21 protein-coding genes are annotated in these 21,170 nt (G+C 66.7%); 12 read left to right on the forward strand and 9 right to left on the reverse strand.

The window, feature by feature from the left end; translation table 11 throughout:
* Position 1: 1 nt before the first annotated feature.
* A complete protein-coding gene (locus tag BRAS3809_RS27825) occupies positions 2–1,216 on the reverse strand; it encodes a UbiH/UbiF family hydroxylase (RefSeq protein WP_008965331.1) in 1,215 nt (404 codons plus the stop codon).
* 118 nt (positions 1,217–1,334) lie between these two features.
* Between BRAS3809_RS27825 and pcsA the strand changes: the two genes are divergently transcribed.
* The 3 genes from pcsA (at position 1,335) to BRAS3809_RS27840 (ending at position 4,004) form a co-directional block, all read left to right on the forward strand.
* Positions 1,335–2,069 (forward strand): phosphatidylcholine synthase, encoded by a 735-nt coding sequence (pcsA, locus tag BRAS3809_RS27830; RefSeq protein ID WP_008965332.1) that lies wholly within the window; start codon positions 1,335–1,337, stop codon positions 2,067–2,069.
* Positions 2,066–2,791, forward strand: a complete 726-nt coding sequence (locus BRAS3809_RS27835; RefSeq protein ID WP_008965333.1) for a TerC family protein — start codon at positions 2,066–2,068, stop codon at positions 2,789–2,791. Before pcsA ends, BRAS3809_RS27835 begins: the two co-directional genes overlap by 4 nt.
* A 238-nt stretch (positions 2,792–3,029) precedes the next feature.
* Positions 3,030–4,004 (forward strand): quinone oxidoreductase family protein, encoded by a 975-nt coding sequence (locus BRAS3809_RS27840; RefSeq protein WP_035659086.1) that lies wholly within the window; start codon positions 3,030–3,032, stop codon positions 4,002–4,004.
* Between the two features lie 24 nt (positions 4,005–4,028).
* Here the strand turns inward: BRAS3809_RS27840 and BRAS3809_RS27845 are convergent, their stop codons facing one another.
* The 3 genes from BRAS3809_RS27845 to BRAS3809_RS27855 all read right to left on the reverse strand — a co-directional run bounded on the left by BRAS3809_RS27845 (position 4,029) and on the right by BRAS3809_RS27855 (position 6,721).
* The gene (locus tag BRAS3809_RS27845) at positions 4,029–4,778 is read right to left on the reverse strand and encodes a YkgJ family cysteine cluster protein (protein WP_008965335.1); all 750 of its coding nucleotides are present in this window, start codon (positions 4,776–4,778) and stop codon (positions 4,029–4,031) included.
* Positions 4,779–4,897: 119 nt separating this feature from the next.
* Positions 4,898–5,179 carry a hypothetical protein gene (locus tag BRAS3809_RS27850; protein ID WP_008965336.1) on the reverse strand — a complete coding sequence of 94 codons (282 nt, stop codon included), beginning with the start codon at positions 5,177–5,179 and terminating at the stop codon, positions 4,898–4,900.
* Positions 5,180–5,524: 345 nt separating this feature from the next.
* On the reverse strand, positions 5,525–6,721 hold the full coding sequence (locus tag BRAS3809_RS27855) for an acetylornithine transaminase (protein ID WP_008965337.1): 1,197 nt from the start codon (positions 6,719–6,721) through the stop codon (positions 5,525–5,527).
* A gap of 493 nt (positions 6,722–7,214) precedes the next feature.
* Between BRAS3809_RS27855 and BRAS3809_RS27860 the strand changes: the two genes are divergently transcribed.
* Complete coding sequence (locus BRAS3809_RS27860; RefSeq protein ID WP_008965338.1) at positions 7,215–8,336, forward strand: DUF2336 domain-containing protein; 1,122 nt, start codon at positions 7,215–7,217, stop codon at positions 8,334–8,336.
* Positions 8,337–8,349: 13 nt separating this feature from the next.
* On the opposite strand, the gene rimO is transcribed toward BRAS3809_RS27860, so the two are convergent.
* Positions 8,350–9,669, reverse strand: coding sequence for a 30S ribosomal protein S12 methylthiotransferase RimO (gene rimO, locus BRAS3809_RS27865; protein ID WP_008965339.1), 1,320 nt, complete (start codon positions 9,667–9,669; stop codon positions 8,350–8,352).
* A 282-nt stretch (positions 9,670–9,951) separates the two neighbouring features.
* Here rimO and BRAS3809_RS27870 point away from each other — a divergent pair, with 282 nt between their 5' ends.
* The 6 genes from BRAS3809_RS27870 to BRAS3809_RS36840 all read left to right on the forward strand — a co-directional run bounded on the left by BRAS3809_RS27870 (position 9,952) and on the right by BRAS3809_RS36840 (position 16,559).
* On the forward strand, positions 9,952–10,515 hold the full coding sequence (locus BRAS3809_RS27870) for a hypothetical protein (RefSeq protein ID WP_008965341.1): 564 nt from the start codon (positions 9,952–9,954) through the stop codon (positions 10,513–10,515).
* A gap of 245 nt (positions 10,516–10,760) precedes the next feature.
* Positions 10,761–11,351 (forward strand): ANTAR domain-containing response regulator, encoded by a 591-nt coding sequence (locus tag BRAS3809_RS27875; RefSeq protein WP_008965342.1) that lies wholly within the window; start codon positions 10,761–10,763, stop codon positions 11,349–11,351.
* Positions 11,348–12,502 (forward strand): CmpA/NrtA family ABC transporter substrate-binding protein, encoded by a 1,155-nt coding sequence (locus BRAS3809_RS27880; protein ID WP_008965343.1) that lies wholly within the window; start codon positions 11,348–11,350, stop codon positions 12,500–12,502. The genes BRAS3809_RS27875 and BRAS3809_RS27880 overlap by 4 nt, the downstream gene beginning before the upstream one ends.
* 344 nt (positions 12,503–12,846) lie before the next feature.
* Positions 12,847–14,634 (forward strand): NirA family protein, encoded by a 1,788-nt coding sequence (locus BRAS3809_RS27890; protein ID WP_035659091.1) that lies wholly within the window; start codon positions 12,847–12,849, stop codon positions 14,632–14,634.
* A complete protein-coding gene (locus tag BRAS3809_RS27895) occupies positions 14,631–16,235 on the forward strand; it encodes a sulfite reductase subunit alpha (protein WP_008965345.1) in 1,605 nt (534 codons plus the stop codon). Before BRAS3809_RS27890 ends, BRAS3809_RS27895 begins: the two co-directional genes overlap by 4 nt.
* Positions 16,236–16,409: 174 nt before the next feature.
* Positions 16,410–16,559 (forward strand): hypothetical protein, encoded by a 150-nt coding sequence (locus BRAS3809_RS36840; protein ID WP_008965346.1) that lies wholly within the window; start codon positions 16,410–16,412, stop codon positions 16,557–16,559.
* Between the two features lie 16 nt (positions 16,560–16,575).
* On the opposite strand, the gene BRAS3809_RS27900 is transcribed toward BRAS3809_RS36840, so the two are convergent.
* The 3 genes from BRAS3809_RS27900 to pxpB are packed head-to-tail and all read right to left on the reverse strand — an operon-like array spanning position 16,576 to position 19,163.
* Positions 16,576–17,349, reverse strand: a complete 774-nt coding sequence (locus tag BRAS3809_RS27900; RefSeq protein WP_008965347.1) for a LamB/YcsF family protein — start codon at positions 17,347–17,349, stop codon at positions 16,576–16,578.
* 51 nt (positions 17,350–17,400) lie between these two features.
* A complete protein-coding gene (locus BRAS3809_RS27905) occupies positions 17,401–18,435 on the reverse strand; it encodes a 5-oxoprolinase subunit C family protein (protein WP_008965348.1) in 1,035 nt (344 codons plus the stop codon).
* The gene (gene pxpB / locus BRAS3809_RS27910; RefSeq protein WP_008965349.1) at positions 18,432–19,163 is read right to left on the reverse strand and encodes a 5-oxoprolinase subunit PxpB; all 732 of its coding nucleotides are present in this window, start codon (positions 19,161–19,163) and stop codon (positions 18,432–18,434) included. The genes BRAS3809_RS27905 and pxpB overlap by 4 nt, the downstream gene beginning before the upstream one ends.
* Positions 19,164–19,407: 244 nt before the next feature.
* Here pxpB and BRAS3809_RS27915 point away from each other — a divergent pair, with 244 nt between their 5' ends.
* On the forward strand, positions 19,408–20,106 hold the full coding sequence (locus BRAS3809_RS27915) for a ribonuclease activity regulator RraA (RefSeq protein WP_008965350.1): 699 nt from the start codon (positions 19,408–19,410) through the stop codon (positions 20,104–20,106).
* Between the two features lie 48 nt (positions 20,107–20,154).
* Positions 20,155–20,562: a (R)-mandelonitrile lyase gene (locus BRAS3809_RS27920; RefSeq protein ID WP_008965351.1), complete on the forward strand. Its 408-nt coding sequence runs from the start codon at positions 20,155–20,157 to the stop codon at positions 20,560–20,562.
* A gap of 74 nt (positions 20,563–20,636) precedes the next feature.
* Here BRAS3809_RS27920 and BRAS3809_RS27925 read toward each other — a convergent pair.
* A partial coding sequence (locus BRAS3809_RS27925; protein ID WP_035659095.1) for a DUF2147 domain-containing protein occupies positions 20,637–21,170 on the reverse strand: 534 nt, incomplete at its 5' end.

Genomic DNA, 21,170 nt, shown 5'->3' on the forward strand with positions numbered 1-21,170 from the left:
CTCAGCCCGCCTTGCGCGACGTGCGCCACGACGGCGCCAGACCTTCGCGCATCGCCAGCCGCCGCAGCGGGCCGATGCCGCCGATCAGATGCATGCCGACCGCGCGCACCGACTGCATCGGCAGCAGGTCGCTGAGCAAGGAGCGGTTGGCGACGTCGATCACGAAGGTGCGGCTGAGAATATCGGCGCGACGCGCGGCGCCGTAGCGGGCGATCACCTGCGGCGCGCCGAGATCCTCGCCGGCCGCCTTGGCCTTGGCCACGACATCGGCGATGTCGATGCCGTCACGCAGGCCGAGATTGAGGCCTTGCGCGCCGATCGGCGGCACCACATGCGCGGCCTCGCCGATCAGCGCGATGCGGTTCTGCGCGTAAGCTTGCGGCCGCTCGATCGCGAGCGGGAATACGTGACGGCCGGGCTCGACATGGACGCGGCCGAAGATCGAATGCGACTGCCGCTCCGCGGCGGCCGACAGCGCGTCGTCGTCCAGCGCCTGCAGCCGCTCGATCTCCGCTGGGGAGGCCACCCAGACCACGCTGCAGCGGTCGCCCGGCAACGGCACGAACACGCATGGTCCACGCGGCGTGTGGAATTCCGTCGAGACGTTGTGGTGCGGCCTGACATGGCTGATGTTGAACGTCAACGCCGCCTGCTGCAGCGGTCGCCTGACGACGCCGATGCCGGCGGCCTCGCGGCACAGCGAATGCCGGCCGTCGGCGCCGACCACGAGCTGCGCGGTCAGCACGCGGCCGGATGCGGTGGTGACGGTCACCGCCTCGGCGGCGCTGCGAACGCTCTCGGCATCCTCGGCGATCCGCGTCAGGCCCTCGATCTCGCCGGCGCGCTGTTCCAGCGCCTCGACCAGCACGGCATTGGCGATGTTGTAGCCGAATACGTCGAGCCCGATCTCGTCGGCGACGAAGCGGACCTCGGGCGCGCGGATCAGCCGGCCCGTATCGTCGACCAGCCGCATCGTCTTCAGGCCCGCGGCGCGATCGCGGCACGACGACCAGACGCCGATCTCGTCGAGAAAATCGACGGAGCCGCCGAGCAGGGCGGTGGTGCGGTTGTCGCCATAGGGCGCCTTGCGGGCGACAAGCGCCGTCCGGGCGCCGGTCTGCGCCAGCGCAATGGCCGCCGCGAGCCCGGAGGGGCCGCCGCCGACGACAATGACGTCGAAGCTGGTGTGTTCGAAGCTGCTGTCTGCCTGGGTCATGCCGGAACATTTGACGTTCCCGCCGGCATTTTCAAGAGTGATCCCACACGCCTGCGCGGCGCATCGCCGCAAGCGGCGATATGCAATTCGCTCCGATTCCTGATAGCAGTGGGCCAGCATGGATCAGGTCAGACCAGAGAGCGCGGTAACGGCCACGCCCGCGCATCGCGCGGCGGCGTTTTCCGTGCATGTGTTCACCGCGCTCGGCGCCGGTGTCGCGCTGCTGGCCATGCTCGAGGCGGTGCGCGAGCACTGGACCGCGATGTTCTGGTGGCTCGGCGTCGCGCTGGTGATCGACGGCGTCGACGGACCGATGGCGCGCTGGCTCGACGTCGTCCACGTGCAGCCCGACTGGTCCGGCGACGTGCTCGACCTCGTGGTCGACTTCACGACCTATGTGTTCGTGCCGGCCTATGCGGTCACCGCGAGCGGCATGCTGCTGCCGCTGGCCGCGCCCCTGATCGGCGTCGGCATCGCGGTCACCGGCGCGCTGTATTTTGCCGATCGCCGCATGAAGAGCGACGACAATCATTTCCGCGGCTTCCCGGGCCTGTGGAACATCGCCGCGCTGTATCTGTTCCTGCTGCATCCGCCGCCGCTGCTCGCCACGCTCGGCCTCGCACTCCTGATCGCGCTCACCTTCGCGCCGTTTCATGTCATCCATCCCGTGCGCGTCCGTCGGCTGCGCTGGCTCACGCTGCCGCTGGTCGTGCTCTGGGGCGTGCTGGTGATCCACGCGCTCAGCCGGAATTTCGTCGTTCATCCGATCGTGACGGTGCTGCTGTGCGCGATCGGCCTCTACATCGTCGCGAGCGACTCCGCGATCCGCCTATTGAGATCCTTGAAAGCATGATCGACCTTCTCGCCAGTCCCGAAGCCTGGGCCGCCTTGCTGACGCTGACCGTGCTGGAAATCGTTCTCGGCATCGACAACGTCATCTTCCTGTCGGTGATCACCTCGCGCATCCCGGAGCCGCAGGCGCTGCGCGCCCGGCAGATCGGTCTGGCGCTGGCGCTGATCTTCCGCATCATGCTGCTCAGCGTGCTGGTCTGGCTGATCGGCCTCACCCAGCCGGTGTTCTCGATCCGCGGCCTCGGCTTCTCCTGGCGCGACATCATCCTGATCGGCGGCGGTCTGTTCCTGATCGCCAAGGCGACGCACGAGATTCATGCCGAGGTCGAGGCGCGGGAGGACGAGGGGCCGCAGGCCGGCGGCCGCAGCAGCTTCTTCTGGGTCATCGTGCAGATCATCGTCATCGATCTCGTGTTCTCGCTCGACTCGATCATCACCGCGATCGGCATGGCGCAGGATCTCGAGATCATGATCGCGGCGGTGATCATCGCGGTCATCATCATGTACGTCTCGTCCGGGCCGGTCGCGCGGTTCGTCGCCAACCATCCGACCACCAAGATGCTGGCGCTCGCCTTCCTGGTGCTGATCGGCGTTGCGCTGGTGGCCGACGGCTTCGAGTTCCATATCCCGCGCGGCTACATCTACTTCGCGATCGCCTTCGCACTCGCGGTCGAGGCCTTCAACGTGATGGCCTCGCGCAACCGCAGGAAGCGCCAGGGCTGACGCCGAGACGGCTGACGCTGACAAGGCTGTTGCTGAAAAGGCTGGCAGGACGAGTTGCTGACGGGCCGAGTTGACAAGGCTCGTCCGATCGCCTTGGCTTGACGCGGCGGCCCAGCCGAAACCTCGCGCCCGCCAGCGCGACGCGCCGAATGTCCGCCGAGAATCAGGTAATTGTCGAGGCTTCTTGCGCCGGATTCTCAGATGCGGCCGGGAGAGAATCCGAAGGGGAGATCGCGGAATGGCCAAGGCGGTGCGCGTGCACAAGGTGGGAGGGCCGGAGGCGCTCGTCTACGAGCCGGTCGATCTGGCCGCCCCCGGGCCGGGCGAGGTCCGCATCCGCCAGCATGCGATCGGCCTGAACTTCATCGACGTGTATTATCGCACCGGCCTGTACAAGGCGCCCGGCCTGCCGTTCGTCGCCGGCAACGAGGCGGCCGGCGAGGTTGTCGCGGTCGGACCCGGCGTGACGAATTTCCATCCCGGCGACCGCGTCGCCTATTATGAGAATCTCGGCGGCTACGCCACCGAGCGCAACATCGGCTGGCAGCGCCTGGTCAAGCTGCCCGACCACATCACCTATGAGCAGGGCGCGGTGCTGATGCTCAAGGGGTTGACCGTGTGGTACCTGCTGCACAAGACCTTCAAGGTCGAACCGCACCACCGTGTGCTGATCCACGCCGCCGCCGGCGGCATCGGCCTCTTGGCCTGCCAATGGGCGCGCGCCCTCGGCGCGCATGTGATCGGCACCGTCGGCTCCAAGGCCAAGGCCGATCTCGCGCTCGCCAATGGCTGCGACCACGTCATCCTCTACAACGAGGAAGACTTCGTCGCCCGCGTGAAGCAGATCAGCCGCGGGGAAGGATGCGACGTGGTCTATGACGGCGTCGGCAAGTCGACCTTTCCGGGATCGCTGTCCTGCCTGAAGCCGCGCGGCCTGTTCGTCAGCTTCGGCAATGCCTCGGGGCCGGTGCCGCCATTCTCGATCGCCGAGCTGAACAGCCACGGCTCGCTGTTCGCGACCCGGCCGAAGCTCAACGACTACATCGGCAAGCGCTCGGAACTGCTGGAAGGCGCCGACACGCTGTTCTCGGCGGTGATCAGCGGCAAGCTGCACGTCCCGATCAATCATGCCTATGCGCTGAAGGACGCCGCGCGCGCCCATACCGACCTCGAGAGTCGCGCCACCACGGGCGCGTCGATCCTGAAGCCATAATGCGCTGAGGCTTGCGCCCGTGCGTCACGCCTCGTCCCGGACAGCCGCTTCATCGCCGGCGGCCCGGCTCCACAACTGATCGGTCCGCGCCGCCGCGGACGGCTCGATTCGCGCCGCCGCGAGGCTGTCCTCTCCGCCGCGCCAGGCGCGCTCGCGCTCGGGATCATCGAGCGCCAGCGCGAGGCCCTGGTTCAGCTCATAGAGCCCCGAGGCAAGCCCGGCGGCATCGAGCGCCGCCCGAAGCGAGTCCTGCACCAGGCTGCGCAGCGCGACATGCGGCGCCGAGACCGGGACCTCGACATCGCGGCCGGCCATCGCCTGTGCGCAGGCGCGCCGATCGAACGAGGCGTGGCCGCGGCAGGCCAGCGGGCGCACCGCGTGAATGATGCAGCCGCCGCGGACCACGAACGGGCAGGGCTGCCGCAACGTCATCCGCTCGGCCTCGCCGAGGCCACGCGTGGTGCGGTTGGCCAGCTTGACGCGTCGCGCCAGCGAGCCCAGCGCCGTGTCCGACATGCGTGCGTCGATCTGGCGGATGTAGCGCGCGAGCAAAAAGATCTCGGGCGCCGTGGCTGTGACCCGCAGCGCACAGCACGAGGGACATCCCTTGGCACAGGCAAGCGCCGGCAGATGCACCGTCTGCCCATCGATGTTCGCCTCGAACAGATCGAACGCGCGATCAGCCAGCACGTCCGCCAGGTTCGGCGCCGCCGAGGTCGAGGCGACGAGCGCACTGAACATGCGCTGCAGTTCACGAAAAGCCGCGTCGCTCATTCTGTCCTCCGCCAATGCCGCGACGATGAACGCCAGCGACCGCGGCGCACCCGGCGCACCGCGGTCGACAGGAGCGAGACGGAGAGGACGCTCACCGCCTCACTCGAAGAGAGCCTCGATCAGGCCGCAACGTCCTTGAGGATCGCCTCGAAGCAGGGGCGGGGAATGCGGAAGAAGCCGCGGCCGCCGGCGAAGGTCTGGTAGTGCGGACGGGCCATGTCCAAGAGCCGCTCGTACCACTGGTTGGCGGTCAGGCCGGCCGGCTTCTCGCCGATCATGTTGATGTCGGAGTTCGGGAAGAAGCGGACGTGGATCAACACGTCCTCGGTGGCGGCAGCGGGGGCGATGTGGCTGCGCGTGTCCTCGACGGGCAGCACCCGCGCCAGATTGTCTCTCGCCATACTTGCATCTCCTTCTTGCGTGCCGACGTCGTTGTCGGCGGAATGATCATCAGCTTGGTCCCGGCAAGCCTCGCTCCCGACGAGCTGATCACATCCCGTACGGCGCTATATCCCATAGGATACAACGTCATGCATCGGATCGCAGGTGTTTGGCCCCGCCAAGATCGTTGTTCCAGGGGGGCGTTGTCTTTGATCCAGGTCAATCGACCGCAAAACCAGCGGGGCCGGGACGCTGCCGACCGACAGAGGGGCTGATGGCGCGGCTCGTGGTCGTGAAGCCATCCGGCCCGATGTCCCGAGGGGCGGCCCGGCTCACGCCGGACCGCCGCTCGGCTCATGACCTGGTCAGGCGACGCAGCGCGCCGCGCCGGCCTTGGTCAGGATCCCGTCCAGCGTCTCGATCATCGCCGCGATCTCGTCGCGCGTGACGTTGAGCGCCGGCATGAAGCGCAGCGCATCAGGCCGGGGCGCGTTCAAGAGCAGGCCGAGTTCGAATGCATGCGCCACGATCGAGGGCGCGATCGGCCTGACGACGTCGAGCGCCAGCAGCAGGCCGCGACCGCGCACCTCGCCCAGGCCGTGCCGCGCCGACAAACGCTGCAGCTCGCTTTCGAGATAGAGGCCGTTGTCGGTCACGGCCTTGAGAAATTCCGGCTTGGCGACGATGTCGAGGATGGCGAGGCCGGCCGCACACATCAGCGGGTTGCCGTTGAAGGTGCCGCCCTGATCGCCATGCTCGAAGCAGGACGCCTCGCTGGTCGCGAGCAGGGCGGCGAGCGGGACGCCGCCGCCGATGCCCTTGCCGAGCGTCATGATGTCCGGAAGGACGTCGGCATGCTCATAGCCGAACAGCTTGCCGGTCCGGCCCATCCCGGTCTGGATCTCGTCGACGATCAGCAGCAGGCCGTGCCTGGTGGTGAGCGTCTGCAGCTGCTGCAGGAACTTGTCCGTCGCCGGCCACACACCGGCTTCGCCCTGGATCGGCTCCAGCATGATCGCGACCGTGCTGTCGGAGATCAGCGCCTCGACCGAGGCGATGTCGTTCAGCCGGGCCTTGGGGAATCCAGGCACCTTCGGCTCGAACAAGGGCTCGAACGCCTTCTTGCCGGAGGCCGACATGGTGGCCAGCGTCCGGCCATGAAAGCCGCCCTCGAAGGTGATGATCTCATAGGCGCCGTTCTTGCGAAGGCTGCCGTACTTACGCGCCAGCTTGATGGCGCCCTCATTGGCCTCCGCACCCGAATTCGTGAAGAACACCTGCTCGAAGCAGGAACGCTCGGTGAGCCCTTTCGCCAGTTGCAGGCTGGTGTCGTTGAAATAGGCCGGGCTCGGCGTGATCAGCCGGGCAGCCTGGTCGGCGAGCGCCTTGGCCAGTTCCGGCGGCGCATGGCCGAGCGAATTCACCGCCCACCCCTGGATGAAGTCGACATAGCGCTTGCCGCTGTCGTCCCACAGCCAAGAGCCCTTGCCCTGCACGAAGACGGTGCGCGGACGCGCCGTGATCTCCATCAGAGCGTCGTACGGATGCGAGGCGGTCAGCATGGTCGGTCTCCTATGCTCAGGGGGGGACAGGTGGGCGCAAAAGCGAGAAGGCCGCTCCTTTGCGGGAGCGGCCTTCTCGAAAACCTGGAGCTGATGAGCTTAAGTGATCAGCAACGTCTTCGGACATGGCGCGCCCCGGCATCGTCACGGCGGTGACGACGGCAAACGGCGGCGCGGCGGTTGGTCCGGTTGAAGATCATGCGGCGGCCATACAGGTAAATCGCGACGGGTGTCAAGTGCACCGGCTCTGGCTCGCTCGGAAGAGACCACGCTGCCGGGTTCGCCAAGTCAGAGGCAGGCCGAAGGCCAAACGACTGGATCGCTCGCCTGCCGGCGAAGACGGTTGGGGGCCAAGCGGCGGCCTCGCGCCACGGCCGGGCCCGGGTCGCCGGCGCGATCCGGCCCGGAACTGTTTAGTTCAAATTTTACCAAACATTTAGCGGCAGGATTTACCGTGCTGCCCAGATCGAATCCCTCCCGCTCAGGATGAGCGATGTCGAATACCCATCTCTCCATCGCCGACGAAGTGCAGGCGGCGATCGCCACCGGCTCAGCCGAACGCTGCTCCGGCGTCGCCGAACGGGTGGCATCGCTTTTCATCGCATCGGCCGGCAACATGGACGTCGAGCAGCACGCTCTGTTCGCCGACGTGTTCGAGCGTCTGGTCAACACGATCGAATTGCGGGCTCTGGCCGATGTCGGCGCGCGGATCGCGCTTGCGGAGCTCAGCGCCCAGCTCGCTCCCGTTCCGCAGACCCCCGTGACCGTCATCCGGCGGCTCGCGCATCATGACGACATCGCCGTCGCCGGCCCGGTGCTCTCGGAGTCGCCCCGGCTCAGCAACGATGATCTGATCGAGATCGCCAAAACCCGCGGTGAGAAGCACCTCGTCGCTATCGCCGGGCGCTGGTGGCTGCAGGAGGTGGTCACCGATGCGCTGCTGGTCCGGCGCTTTCCCAGCGTCAGCCGGAAGCTGATGAAGAATCCCGGGGCTCGCATCTCCGCGGCCGGCTTCTCCATCATCCTGGCCCAGGCGGCCGGCGATCCGGAGCTCGCCATTGCCACCGGCATCCGTGCCGATCTGCCGGCGGCCTTGCGCCGCGCGCTGCTGCAGGGCGCAAGTGAAGCTGTGAAGACGAGATTGCTCGCCTCTGCGCCGCCGCATCTCTACGAGGAGATCCGCGGGGCCATTGCATCCGCCACGGCGGATGCGGAGCGGGGCATGTCGCGCCATCGCGATTTCGGCAGCGCCAAGCTGGCGATCGGTCAGTTGCGGCAGAGCGGCAAGCTCAACGAGGCCATGCTGCTCGATTTCGCAAGGCAGCGCCGCTACGTGGAGACCATCGCAGCGATCGCCGAGCTCGCGACCTGCAGCATCGAGCTGGTGCGTCCGCTGATGCAGAGCCTGCGCAGCGATGGCATTCTCGTGCCGTGCAAGGCCGCGGGGCTGAGTTGGACCACGGTGGCCGCGATCCTCGACAGCCGGTTCGTGTCGGGCGCGACCAGGCCGGACGAACTGACGAAGCTGAAAGCCAAATATCTCGAGCTCACGCTCGAGGAGGCGAAGCGGCTCATCAAGCTGTGGAACGTCAGAGCGAGTTCGTCGGCGTCTTGAAACCGGACGGCGGTCAGAACCCCGCCACCGTCCCGTGCAGGTCGTATTCGTCCGCGCGCTCGATCTTGGCCGTGACGATCTCGCCCACCCGCAGCGGCCGCCGGCTGGAGACGTAGACGGCGCCGTCGATCTCCGGCGCATCCGCCTTGGAGCGTCCCTTGGCGACGGTCGGCCCGACCTCGTCGAGGATGACCTGCTGGCGGGTCCCGACCTTCCGCTTCAGCCGCCGTGCGGAAATCTTCTGCTGCCGCGCCATGAGCGCGTTCCAGCGCTCCTGCTTGACCTCGTCCGGAACCTGGCCCGGCAGCGCATTGGACGTCGCGCCGGCCACCGGTTCGTATTTGAAGCAGCCGAGGCGATCGATCTCGGCCTCGTCCAGCCAGTCCAGCAGATAGGCGAAATCCTCGTCGGTCTCGCCGGGGAAGCCGACGATGAAAGTCGAGCGCAGCGCCAGATCCGGGCATGCGGCGCGCCAGGCCTTGATGCGGTCCAGGGTCTTGTCCTGCGCGGCCGGCCGCCGCATCGCCTTCAGCACGTTGGGGCTGGCGTGCTGGAACGGGATGTCGAGATAGGGCAGCACCTTGCCTTCGGCCATCAGGCCGATGACCTCGTCGACATGCGGGTAGGGGTAGACATAGTGTAGCCGGACCCATGCGCCGAGCTCACCGAGCTCACGGGCAAGATCGAGGAATCGCGCCCGGACGTTGCGGTCCTTCCACGGGCTCTCGGCATATTTGATGTCGAGGCCATAGGCGGAGGTGTCCTGGGAGATGACCAGCAGTTCCTTGACGCCGGCTGCGATCAGCCGTTCCGCCTCGCGCAGCACGTCCGCGGCGGGCCGCGAGACCAGATCGCCGCGCAGCTTCGGGATGATGCAAAACGTGCAGCGGTTGTTGCAGCCTTCGGAAATCTTCAGATACGCGTAATGCCGGGGCGTGAGCTTGATGCCCTGCGGCGGAACCAGATCCAGATGCGGGTTATGGACGGGCGGAGACGCCCGATGGACGGCCTCCAGAACGCTCTCATACTGCTGCGGACCGGTGATCGACAGCACGCCGGGATAGGCCTGCTCGATCTGCTCCGGCTCGGCGCCCATGCAGCCGGTGACGATCACCTTGCCGTTCTCGGCCATCGCCGCGCCGATCGCCGCCAGCGATTCCTGCTTGGCGCTGTCGAGGAAGCCGCAGGTGTTGACGATGACGACGTCGGCGCCGTCATGCTTGCGGGCGAGCTCGTAGCCCTCGGCGCGAAGCCGCGTGATGATGCGCTCGGAATCGACCAGCGCCTTCGGACAACCGAGGCTGGTAAAAGAAATACGCGGCGCTCTGTCCATGTGCTCGCCCGGAACCTGCGTTTGAATTGTTCGGATATGGCAATCCAACTAATTGATCCGATGAAGAAATTCAATAATTAACGTCAACGGTGCGATGTTAAAGCAGGACGGTCTCCTCCGGAGAGAGGATCGGCCCGCAACGAGCGAGATAGGGACTTTGTTGATGGCTCTCGATGGAAGCTCGTTCCAATCGAGCGACTGCGGGAGCCGAGACGAATGGCTCGAACATGCGCGTGTCGGTTGCTATTCTGTTTTCGCTGGATTTCAAGGAGCTCAACAGCGATGCGCCGGTTCATTTTCGGCTTGGCGTGCCTCACCGTTTCCTACGGCGCGATGTTTCCGACGCGGGCTGAAGTCGACAAGATCATCCATGTCTGCGATGGGCAACAACGCATGTGCGCGGAATTCAGGCCACGCGTGAAGACGCCTGACGGGTGGGAAATGAACGAGGCCGCGAGTCTCAGATACGGCGCCTCGATGTTCGTGCCCAACGGCAAGAAATTCGGCAAAGCCGAGGCCATCATCTATGCCAGGGGAAGCTACAACAAGGATCGCACCGGATTGGTCGAATGGGTCGCAGCCAGCGATCGGGATTGGGCGAGGACATCCGGCAAGGAGGCCAACATCACTGCGCTTCCGTCGGTCAACCCGAAGGTGATCATCAATCGCTACGACAATCCGTCTCTGAAGGACCAGCCGATCGAAGTCATTGCGCATTACGCCGATCTCGACAAGGACGGCAATTCCTACGTCGTGCAGCTCGCTATTTCCGGCCTCAACGAAGCGGCAGTGCTGGCGGCCCTGCCACTTCTCGACAAGATGATCGCTGGCGCTGCGATTCCGTAGAGGTACGAGCCTTGATCAAAGCCGCCTTCAGGCGTCTCTCTTTGGAGAGCCCCGCAGGCCGAAAGCATGGATTCGTCATCTCAACAGCAAACGCGAGGTGAACCAAGCCGGTCTGGACGGGAACTCTGCCGCATCTTGGAACCGCCTGATGGGATCAGCGTCGGCTAGTCCGAATTGCTCAGAAAGACAATGCTTTAAGCCGGTCGTGTCCGTGCTATGGATTCGGCCCGGACAACTGGTGAACGATGAGCGCCGAGCAGTCGCCTAAAATCGTGATCGTCGACGAGAGCCCGATCCGCGCCGCCATCCTGGAGGAGGGCCTGCGTGAGGCGGGCTTTACCGGTGTGGTGCATGTCAGCGAAATGCAGGGCCTGCTGGCGCGGATCTACGCCCTGGATCCCGATGTCATCGTGATCGACCTGGAGAACCCGAGCCGCGACGTGCTCGAGCAGATGTTCCAGGTGAGCAGGGCGGTCCGCCGGCCGATCGCCATGTTCGTCGACCAGAGCGACGCCGCCTCGATCCAGGCCTCGGTGGAGGCGGGCGTGTCGGCCTATATCGTCGACGGCCTCAAGAAGGAGCGGATCAAGCCGATCCTCGACCTCTGCATCTCCCGCTTCAATGCCTTCTCGAAGCTGCAGGACGAGCTGGAGCGCACCAAGTCGGCGCTCGAGGATCGCAAGGTGATCGACCGCGCCAAGGGCATTCTGATGAAGATGAAGGGCTTCACCGAGGAGGAGGCCTATGTGCTGCTGCGCTCCACGGCGATGCGCGAGAAGAAGAAGATCGGTGAGATCGCGCAGTCGATCCTGACCGCCTCGGAGATGCTGAAATGACCGGCCCGCTTCGCATTGGCTTCATTCCGCTGGTCGATGCCGCGGCGCTGATCGTCGCCGTCGACAAGGGTTTCACGGCCGCGGAGGGGCTCGACGTCACGCTCGTGCGCGAGGTCTCCTGGTCGAACGTCCGTGACAAGCTCAACATCGGGCTGTTCGATGCCGCGCATCTGCTGGCGCCGGTTGCGATTGCCTCAAGCCTCGGCATCGGCCACGTGAAGGTTCCGATCGTCGCGCCGTTCAGTCTCGGCGTGAACGGCAACGCGATCACGGTCACGCCGGCGCTGCATGCCGAGCTCATGGCGCATCTCGACGGCGACCGCTTCGATCCGATGGCGACCGCGCTGGCGCTGTCCCGCGTTGTGGCCGCCCGGCGCAAGGCCGGCGCCGAGCCACTAACCTTCGGCATGACGTTTCCGTTCTCGACCCACAACTACCAGCTCCGTTTCTGGATGGCCGCCGGCGGCGTCGATCCCGACGAGGACGTGCGGCTCGTCGTGCTGCCGCCACCCTACATGGTGGACAGCATCGCCAACGGCCATGTCGATGCGTTCTGCGTGGGCGCGCCGTGGAATTCGATCGCCGTCGATCTCGGCATCGGCCATATCCTCCATTTCGTGTCGGACGTCCTGGTGCGGGCGGCTGAAAAGGTCCTGGCGGTCAGGCAGAGCTGGGCGGACAAGAACCCCGACGCGCTGTCCGCGCTGGTTCGCGCCTGCGCTCGCGCCGCCGATTTCATCGAGCAGAACCACGACGATGCCGCGCGAATCCTGGCTCAGCCCGAGCGCATCGGCGTCGGCGCGGAGGTTCTCAAGCGCACCCTTGACGGCCGGCTGAAGATCTCGCCGGACGGCACCTTCCGCGACAGCCCACGCTACCTGCTGGTCGGCCGCGAAGGGGCGGCCCGTCCGGAGAAGATCCAGGCAGCCTGGCTGTACGCGCAGATGGTCCGCTGGGGCCAGACGCCGCTCAGCAGCGAAGCCTTGAGCACGGCGACCGGCGTGTTCCGGCCGGATATCTACGATGCCGCGCTCGGCACCCAGGGGCAGGTTCAGGATGGCGCCATCGGCGCTTTCGCCGGCCCGCCATTCGCGGCGGACGATGTCCTGGGCCACCTGAAGGCCTTCAAGATCGGCCGCTGGACGGCCTGATCTCTCGTCCGAACAGAAAGCAGGCACAGCGCTTCGCCGATCAAAATTTGGGCGGAGTGCTCGCGTTTGAGGGCTTGAGGCCGTCATCGCGGGTTCAATGATTCGTGCAGGCTCCTGAAATTCCTCATATTTCCTGCCCGTCGCGGCTGGCACGCAACTTGAATATTGCAGTGCAGTCAGCCGCCGCAGATGCCGCTGGCTGCAATCCGTGTCGGATTTCCGCAGCAACGAAGCTGGTCGGATCGCACTCCTGAACGATGCCAATGCCGGCGGTTCGGGCGACGTGATCCTCATTCCATCCCCGAACGCCAACCGCCATGGCCGCTGGAGCTTCGTCCGCCATCATGAAAATCGAGCCGTTGTCTGTCGACTTCAACGACGAGCAGAAGCGCTACCTGGAGGGGCTGGCCGCTGGCCTCAGGGTGACGGTTGCCGGCCGTGGCCCCGCGAGCGCCGGCCCCGCCGAGCCGACCGGGCCGGACGCCATTCACATCAAGGCGCAGGACAAGGTCCTTGCGTCCGGGCGCAAGCTCGCCGACCAGGAGAAGGTCAAGCGCGAGCTGCATCCGTTCGACGCCTATGAGCGGCTGAAGGAACAGGCCCGCAGCAATGCCGCGCCGTCCGCCGCCGACAATTTCCGCTGGCGCTATTACGGCCTGTTCCACGTCGCGCCGGCGCAGGACTCCTACATGTGCCGGCTGCGCATTCCCAACGGCGTCATGAAGCACTGGCAGCTTGCGGGGCTCGCCGATCTCGCCGATCGGCTCTGCGGTCCCTACAGCCACGTCACGACGCGCGCCAATCTGCAGCTGCGCGAGATCCCGCCCAAGCACGCGGTGATGCTGCTGGAAGGTCTGTCCGATCTCGGCCTCACCGCGCGCGGCTCCGGCGCCGACAACATCCGCAACGTCACGGGCACGCCGACCGCCGGCATCGATCCGCAGGAGCTGCTGGATACGCGGCCCTATGCGCGCGAGTGGCACTTCCACATCCTCAACGACCGCTCGCTGTACGGCCTGCCGCGCAAGTTCAACGTCGCGTTCGACGGCGCCGGGCGCATCGCTGCGCTGGAAGACACCAACGACATCGCATTCTCCGCGGTCGAGGTGAAGGACGGCTTTGGCGTCGCGCCGGGCGTGTGGTTCAGGCTCGGTCTCGGCGGCATCACCGGTCACAAGGACTTCGCCAAGCCGACCGGCATCATCGTCGAGCCGGAGAAGGCGACGGAGGTCGCCGATGCCATCGTGCGGCTGTTCATCGAGACCGGCGACCGCACCAATCGGCTGAAGGCGCGACTGAAATACGTGCTCGACGGCATGGGCCACGACAAGTTCATGGAGGCCGTCGAGGCGAGGCTCGGCCGCACGCTCGCACGCGTGCCGGACGAGGCGCTCAGGCCACGGCCCGAGGCGAACCGCATGGCGCATATCGGCGTGCACCCTCAGAAGCAGCAGGGGCTGAACTGGATCGGCGTGGTGCTGCCGCTCGGCAAGCTGACGACCGATCAGATGCGCGGGCTCGCCAAGATCGCGACCGATCTCGGCGACGGCGAGATCCGGCTGACCGTCTGGCAGAACCTGCTGATCCCCGGCGTGCGCGACGAGAACGTCGCCCTGGCCTGCGCCGCGCTCGCACAGATCGGACTCTCGACGACAGCCTCGCCCATCCGCGCCGGGCTGATCGCCTGCACCGGCAATGCCGGCTGCAAGTTCGCCGCCGCCAACACCAAGAAGCACGCGGCCGAGATCGGCGACTGGTGCGAGAGCAGGGTGGCCGTCGACACGCCGCTGAACATTCATCTCACCGGCTGCCATCACTCCTGCGCCCAGCACTACATCAGCGACATCGGCATGATCGCGGCCAAGGTGCCGGTCGGCGATACCGACGAGACCGTCGAAGGCTATCATCTGTTCGCCGGCGGCGGCTTCGGCCCGCAGGCCGATATCGGCCGTGAGGTCTATCGCGACCTCAAGGCTGAGGACGCGCCGCGCACCGTAGAGAAGCTGCTCAAGGCCTATCTCGCCCATCGCGATTCTCCTGACGAGACGTTCCTCTCTTTCGCCCGCCGCCATGACGGCGACGCTCTCCGTAAGCTTGCCGAAGCCCAGACCTCATCCGAGGTGTCAGCATGAACCAGATCACGCCCATGCCGAAGATCGAGATCATTCCCGCGTCCGCGCCGTTCTCCGAGGCGCAGCGCTCCTGGCTCAACGGCTTCCTCGCCGGCGCGCTCGGCCTCGATGGCTCCACGCCGCTGGCTCCGGCACAGAACGGCGCGGTGCTCGCATCCGCCGGCGACGGAGACGATGGCGAGGCGCCTTGGCACGATCAGACCATGCCGATTGCCGAGCGCATGAAGCTCGCCGAAGGTCGCCCGCTGCGCCGGCGCATGATGGCTGCGATGGCGCAGCAGGACTGCGGCCAATGCGGCTACAATTGCAGCGACTATTCGGATGCGATCGCCGATCGCAGCGAAGCGCGCCTGAACCTGTGCGTCCCCGGCGGCAAGGAAACCGCGCGGATGCTGAAGGCGCTCTATGAGGAGATCGACAAGGCGCCGGCCGCCAAGCCGGCTGCCGTGACCGCGACACCTGCCGCCGTTTCCGTCGTCGTCAGCGCGCCCGGCCGCTCGCGCGACAATCCGGTCGAGGCGACCTTCCTGTCGCGGCGGCTGCTCAACAAGCCGGGCTCGGAGAAGGAGACCTGGCACATCGAGTTCGATCTCGCCGAGGCCGGGCTCGATTACGTCGTCGGCGATTCCTTCGGCATCTTCGCCAAGAACGATCTCGGCCTCGTCGACCAGATCATCGCGCTGCTCGGCGCCTCGCACATGACCGAGGTGCACAGCAAGCCGCTGCGGCAGTGCCTGCTCGAGGACGTCTCGCTGTCGCCCGCGCCGGATTCGCTGTTCGAGCTGATCTCCTTCATCACCGGCGGCGCCACCCGCGAGAAGGCGCGGCGGCTGGCGCAGGGCGAGGATCCCGATGGCGATGCGGCGACGCTCGACGTCATGGCCGTGCTGCAGAAGTTCTCCGGCGTGCGGCCGCATCCGGAGGCCTTCGTCGAGGCGCTGGAGCCGCTGCAGCCGAGGCTGTATTCGATCTCCTCGTCGCACAATGCGACGCCCGGAAAATTGTCGCTGACCGTCGACTGCGTCCGCTACGTCATCGGCAAGCGCAAGCGTCTCGGGCTGGCCTCGACGTTCCTCGCCGAGCGCATCAATCCCGGCGACAAGCTCCGCGTCTACGTCCAGAAGGCGCATGGCTTCGCGCTGCCGGCCGATCCGAAGACACCGATCATCATGGTCGGCCCGGGCACCGGCATCGCACCGTTCCGTGCCTTCCTGCTCGACCGCAAGGCGACGGGCGCGCCGGGCAAGAACTGGCTGTTCTTCGGCCACCAGCGCAGCGACTGCGACTTCTTCTATGCCGACGAGCTCAACGCGATGAAGACTGCGGGTCTCCTCACGCGGCTGTCGCTGGCGTGGTCGCGCGACGGCGACAAGAAGTTCTACGTCCAGGACCGCATGCGCGAGGTCGGTCGCGAGGTGTGGACCTGGCTCGCCGGCGGTGCGCATCTCTACATCTGCGGCGACGCCAAGCGCATGGCCAGGGATGTGGAGCGCGCGCTGGTCGACATCGTCGCCCAGTTCGGCGCCCGCTCCACCGACGAGGCCGTCAGCTTCGTGGCGGAGCTCAAGAAGAAGGGCCGGTTCCAGCTCGACGTTTATTAACGGCTGGGAACCCGGTGGAACCCGGCGGATAAAATTCTCGGCCGGAACTCCGGTCGAGAATGTTTTGGTTCCCTGGGGACCCAAAACGGGGGGCTTGTCGTTATTTGCCCGGTTGCCTTGCGCCGACCTGCGAGAACGCCTTTCTCTCGGAGTCGGAACTTCAGGAGACCGGCCATGCAGACCATCACCACGCCCCTGCGCCAGATGCCCCAGGCCCGCGCGATGCGCGAGCGGAGCACGACGGCGGCGCTGGTCGCCTTCTACGGGGCGGTGGCCCTGATCGCCGCGATCACGCTGGGCATGCCCTTCACCCATCCGTTCTGATCAGCACTCCCTCCGCTCAGGGCGCCGTCTTGAACGGCGCCACCGTGATCCCGGCCGCGTCGAGTGCCTTGCGCACCTCGCGGGCGATCTCTACGGCACCGGCGGTGTCGCCGTGAATGCAGACGGTGTCGGTCCGCATCTTCATCGCCTTGCCCGTCACCGAGACGACAGCGCCGTCCTGGACCATGCGCACGACGCGGTCCGCAATCTCCTTGGGATCGTGCAGCACGGCGCCGGGCTTGCTGCGCGAGACCAGCAGGCCGTTGTCGTCATAGGCGCGATCGGCGAACACCTCGTGCGCCATCGACAGGTTCGCCTTCTCGCCCGCGGTCACCAGCTTCGAATTGGCCAGCACGACGAAGATCAGGCTCGGATCGACGGCCTTGATCGCCTTCGCGATCGCGTTCGCCGTCATGTCGTCCTCGCAGGCGACGTTGGACAATGCGCCATGCGCCTTCACATGCGTGACCTTGTGGCCGGCGGCGGTCGCGATCGCCTGCAGCGCGCCGATCTGATAGGCGACGAGGTTCTCGATCTCCGATGATTTCAGACCGGGCACCGGACGCCGGCCGAAGCCGTGCAGATCGCGATAGCCGGGATGGGCGCCGACACTGACGCCCCTGGCCTTCGCCATCTCGACCGTCCGGCGCATGATGTCGGCATCGCCGGCGTGGAAGCCGCAGGCCACGTTCACCGACGTCGCCAGTTCGATCATGGCGGCGTCGTTGCCCATCTCCCAGGGGCCAAAGCTTTCTCCGAGGTCGCAGTTCAGGTCGACGGTGCTGGTCATGTCAGGGCTCCGCGCGTTGAGGGGTCGGAAGCAGCGTTAGCGGCGATCAGGTTAATCGGGCGTCACTCCGGGCCAGGTGGTGACGTCGGTTGCGCTGACGGCATGGCCGGCCACGTTGGCCGTGAACAGCGCGTCGACGTCGAACTCGCTGCTCGTCAGCTCACGGACGCGATCCGGCAGGCTGCGCAGCAGATCCCTGTAGCGCCGCAGTTCGGCCTGGGCCTCGGCCATGCTCACCGCCTGGAAGCGGAACGGCGTGCCGGCCGGCGTCTGCGCCAGACGGCCGTAATCGGCAGTGATGACGGTCGCGATCTTCGGATAGCCGCCGCTGGTCCCGCGGTCGGACATCAGCACGATCGGCGAGCCGTTGCCGGGCACCTGGATGCTGCCCTCCACGGTGCCGTCGGAAACGATGTTGTGGCCGTGCAAATGACGGATCACCGGACCTTCGAGGCGATAGCCCATGCGGTCGCTGGTCGCCGAGACCGTCCAGTCGCTGCCCAGGAACAGCGCCTTCATCTCGTCGCTGAACTCGTCGTCCTGCGGCCCCATGACGACCCGGATCGCGCCGCTTGTCCTCGGGAGCTCGATCCGCATCTCCGGGGTCTCACTCGCAGGCGCCGTCTCGAACACATCGCCCGACTGCAGCGGGCGCGGGTAGGGGCTGCCCAGTCCCGCACGCGCATTGACCGACAAACTGTCGAACATCGGCTCACCGGCGATGCCGCCTTCGATGGCGAGATAGCTGAACGAACCGCCACGGGCAAAGCCGAGCGTCAGCTTTTCGCCATCGCTCAGCGTGACCGACGTATTCATCTCGACGGGACGCTTGGCCACATCAGCCGGCCGCGGCGCGCCGGACAGCGCCACGCGCACGGCGCCGCCCTTGGCGACGAACGTCGCACCGAATGGACCGATTTCGATCGCGGCGGCCATCAGTTCATTGCCGACGAGGCTGTTTGCTGCCGCCAGCGCCAGCTTGTCCATCGCCCCGGACGGCGTCAGCCCGTAGCGCTGCGCGCCGAACCGGCCGCCATCCTGCACTGAGCTTGCCGGGCCGATCTGGGAAACGACCAGCGTGCTCATGCCGCGATCCGCTCCGCGATGAGCTCGCCGGCTTCGGCCGCGCGCTCCTGCTCGGCAAAGGTCTTTTCATCCACCGCAATGAAGCTGACCTCGTCTCCCGGCTCGAGCAGGAAGGTCGGCTCGCGATGCAGTTGGAACGTTCGCATGGCGGTGCGGCCGAGCAGATGCCAGCCGCACGGGCCGGCCAGGCACTGGATGCCGGTCTGGATGCCGCCGATCGCGATGATGCCGGCCGGCGTCGCCAGCCGCGGGTTCTGCCGGCGTGACATCTGCAGTGAGGGATCGAGGCCCGACAGATAGGACCAGCCGGGCGTGAAGCCGATCATCGCCACGCGGTAGGTGCCCGCGACATGGCGCGCGACGACCTCGTCGGGCGTCAGGCCGAGCGCCTTGGCGACGTCCTCGAGGTCGATGCCGTTCTCGCCGCCATAGCAGACCGGCACCCGCCAGCGCCTGATGTCGGTCTCCGGCGCCAGCGAACCGGCCGACAGCGCCAGCAGCCGGGCGCACAATGTTTCGTGGTCGATCACGCCGGGATCATAGTGCACCAGCAGCGAGCGATAGGTCGGAACCGTCTCCGTGATGCCGGCAAGTCCGGCCGCAGCCAGCGCATGATCGAGCGCCAGCACGCGGCGGTTGGCGGTCTCGTCGATGGTCCGGCTGAACTCGACGGTGACGGCGCTGTCGCCGCTGGGCAGCAGGCGGGGACGTGGAAAAGGGTCGGCCATGAGTCGCAAGATCGGTTCGGGTGCTGCGTCCTGATTAGCTGCTTTTGGTCGCGAGTGGAATTGGGTCAAAGGAAAAAGTCTCGAAAATTCAATAAATTAATCGGATGTCTTGCGATAAGGAGACTTTATCGGGCCGCTGCAACCCCGCATGCGCTGCGCGCACGGAGCATGCCCTTGACGCCGCGACGCTCGCTCGCAAGATGCGCCGTCTTTTCCGCCAGCCCTTTGGAGCGCCAGTCTCACAATGTCCCTCACCCCCGAAGCCATCGCCACCCTCTCGCAAGTCACCACCGCGACCATCACCACGGTCCTGCTGAAGAAGGGGTTGCGCAATGTGTGGATGCGCGGCGCCAGGCCGCTGCGTCCGGGACAGAAGCGGCTGGTCGGCCCGGCCTTCACCTTGCGCTTCGTGCCGGCGCGCGAGGATCTGGCGACGCCGGAATCCTGGTCGTCGCCGATCTCGACGCGGACGGCCATCGAGGCGATGCCGGAGGGCTGCATCGCCGTGGTCGACGCGATGGGCGTCAAGGACGCCGGCATCTTCGGCGACATTCTCTGCGCCCGCATGGTCAAGCGCGGCGTCACCGCGCTGATCACCGACGGCGTGGTGCGTGACCTCGAGGGTGTGATGGGCACCGGCCTTCCGGTTTGGTGCGATGGCTATGCCGCGCCGCCGTCGGTCGCGGGCCTGACCTTCGTCGGCTGGGGCGAGGCGATCGGCTGCGGCGGCGTAGCGGTGTTCCCGAACGATGTCGTCGTCGCCGACCAGGACGGCGCGGTGCTGATCCCGCAGGCGATGCTCGACCACGTGCTCGCCGAAGGTCCCGAGCAGGAGCGCATGGAGGCCTGGATCGTCGACGAGGTGAACAAGGGCGCGGTGCTGCCGGGTCTGTACCCGATGAACGCCGAGACCAAGGCGCGCTACGCCGCGTCGAAGAAGTAGTTCGCGGCGCCGATCGATCGACGGCACAGCTTCAGGAAAGGCAGAACAATGGTGGATGTTTATCTCGCGGGCTCGCGCCCGACGCGCCGCGCAGCGGCGGAAAGCTTTACGGGCACGGTCTGGCAGGACCCGATCATCACGCCGCAGGCTCCGGCCCGCGTCGCCTCGGCACGCGTCGCGTTCGAACCCGGCGCCCGCACGGCCTGGCACACCCATCCGCTCGGCCAGACGCTCTACGTGATCCAGGGCGTGGGCCGCGTGCAGGCCAAGGGCGGACCGGTGCGCGAGATCAAGGCCGGCGACGTCGTGTGGATTCCGCCGGGCGAGAAGCACTGGCATGGCGCCGCGCCGACCACCGGCATGGTCCACGTCGCGATGCATGAATCGCTCAACGGCGAGCACGTGACCTGGATGGAGCACGTCACCGACGAGGAATACGCCACGCCGGTCGGCTGATCGCCAACTGATGAAATGTCGGGCGCGCGGTCGCAAGGCCGCGCGCTGTTGTCTTGTGGACGCGACGGCCGCGCTCAGTTCACCCGCGTCCAGGTCTGGCCGCCGCAGAACATGCCACCGAAGGCGCAGCCCTGAACGCGCAGGCTGTCCGGTCCCTTCAGCGCGATGGTCGAGTCGTAGGTGCTGCCGCTGTTCGGATCGAAGATGCGGCCACTCCACTTCTTCTCCTGGGTCTTCTCGCTCGGCCGCATGTTGATCAGGATCTGCTCGCCGTTCTGGTTCGTCTTGGCGTCGATCGCGTAGCCGCAGAGATTGGTGCCGCAGGGCTCGATGCGGATCTTGCCCTCCTTCTCCTCGGTCAACCAGATGCCGACCGGGGAATTCGGGTCGCGCGTGGCAGCGGGCGGCGGCGCCGCCGTCGCGACGGTCGCTGGCGCCTGAGCTGGCCGTGGGGGCGGCTGGACGGGTGCAGGCGGGGTGACCACAGGAGCGGCAACGGTCGATGACTGGGCGGGTGGCGGCACCGGCGAGGCCGCCGTTGCGGGTGGGGCTGGCGCCGCCGGAGGCGGCGGAGTCGGCGGCACGGCCGCCTGGACCGGAGCGGGCGC

This window comes from Bradyrhizobium sp. STM 3809 (genome assembly GCF_000239795.1).
In the GTDB taxonomy this organism is placed as follows: Bacteria; Pseudomonadota; Alphaproteobacteria; order Rhizobiales; family Xanthobacteraceae; genus Bradyrhizobium.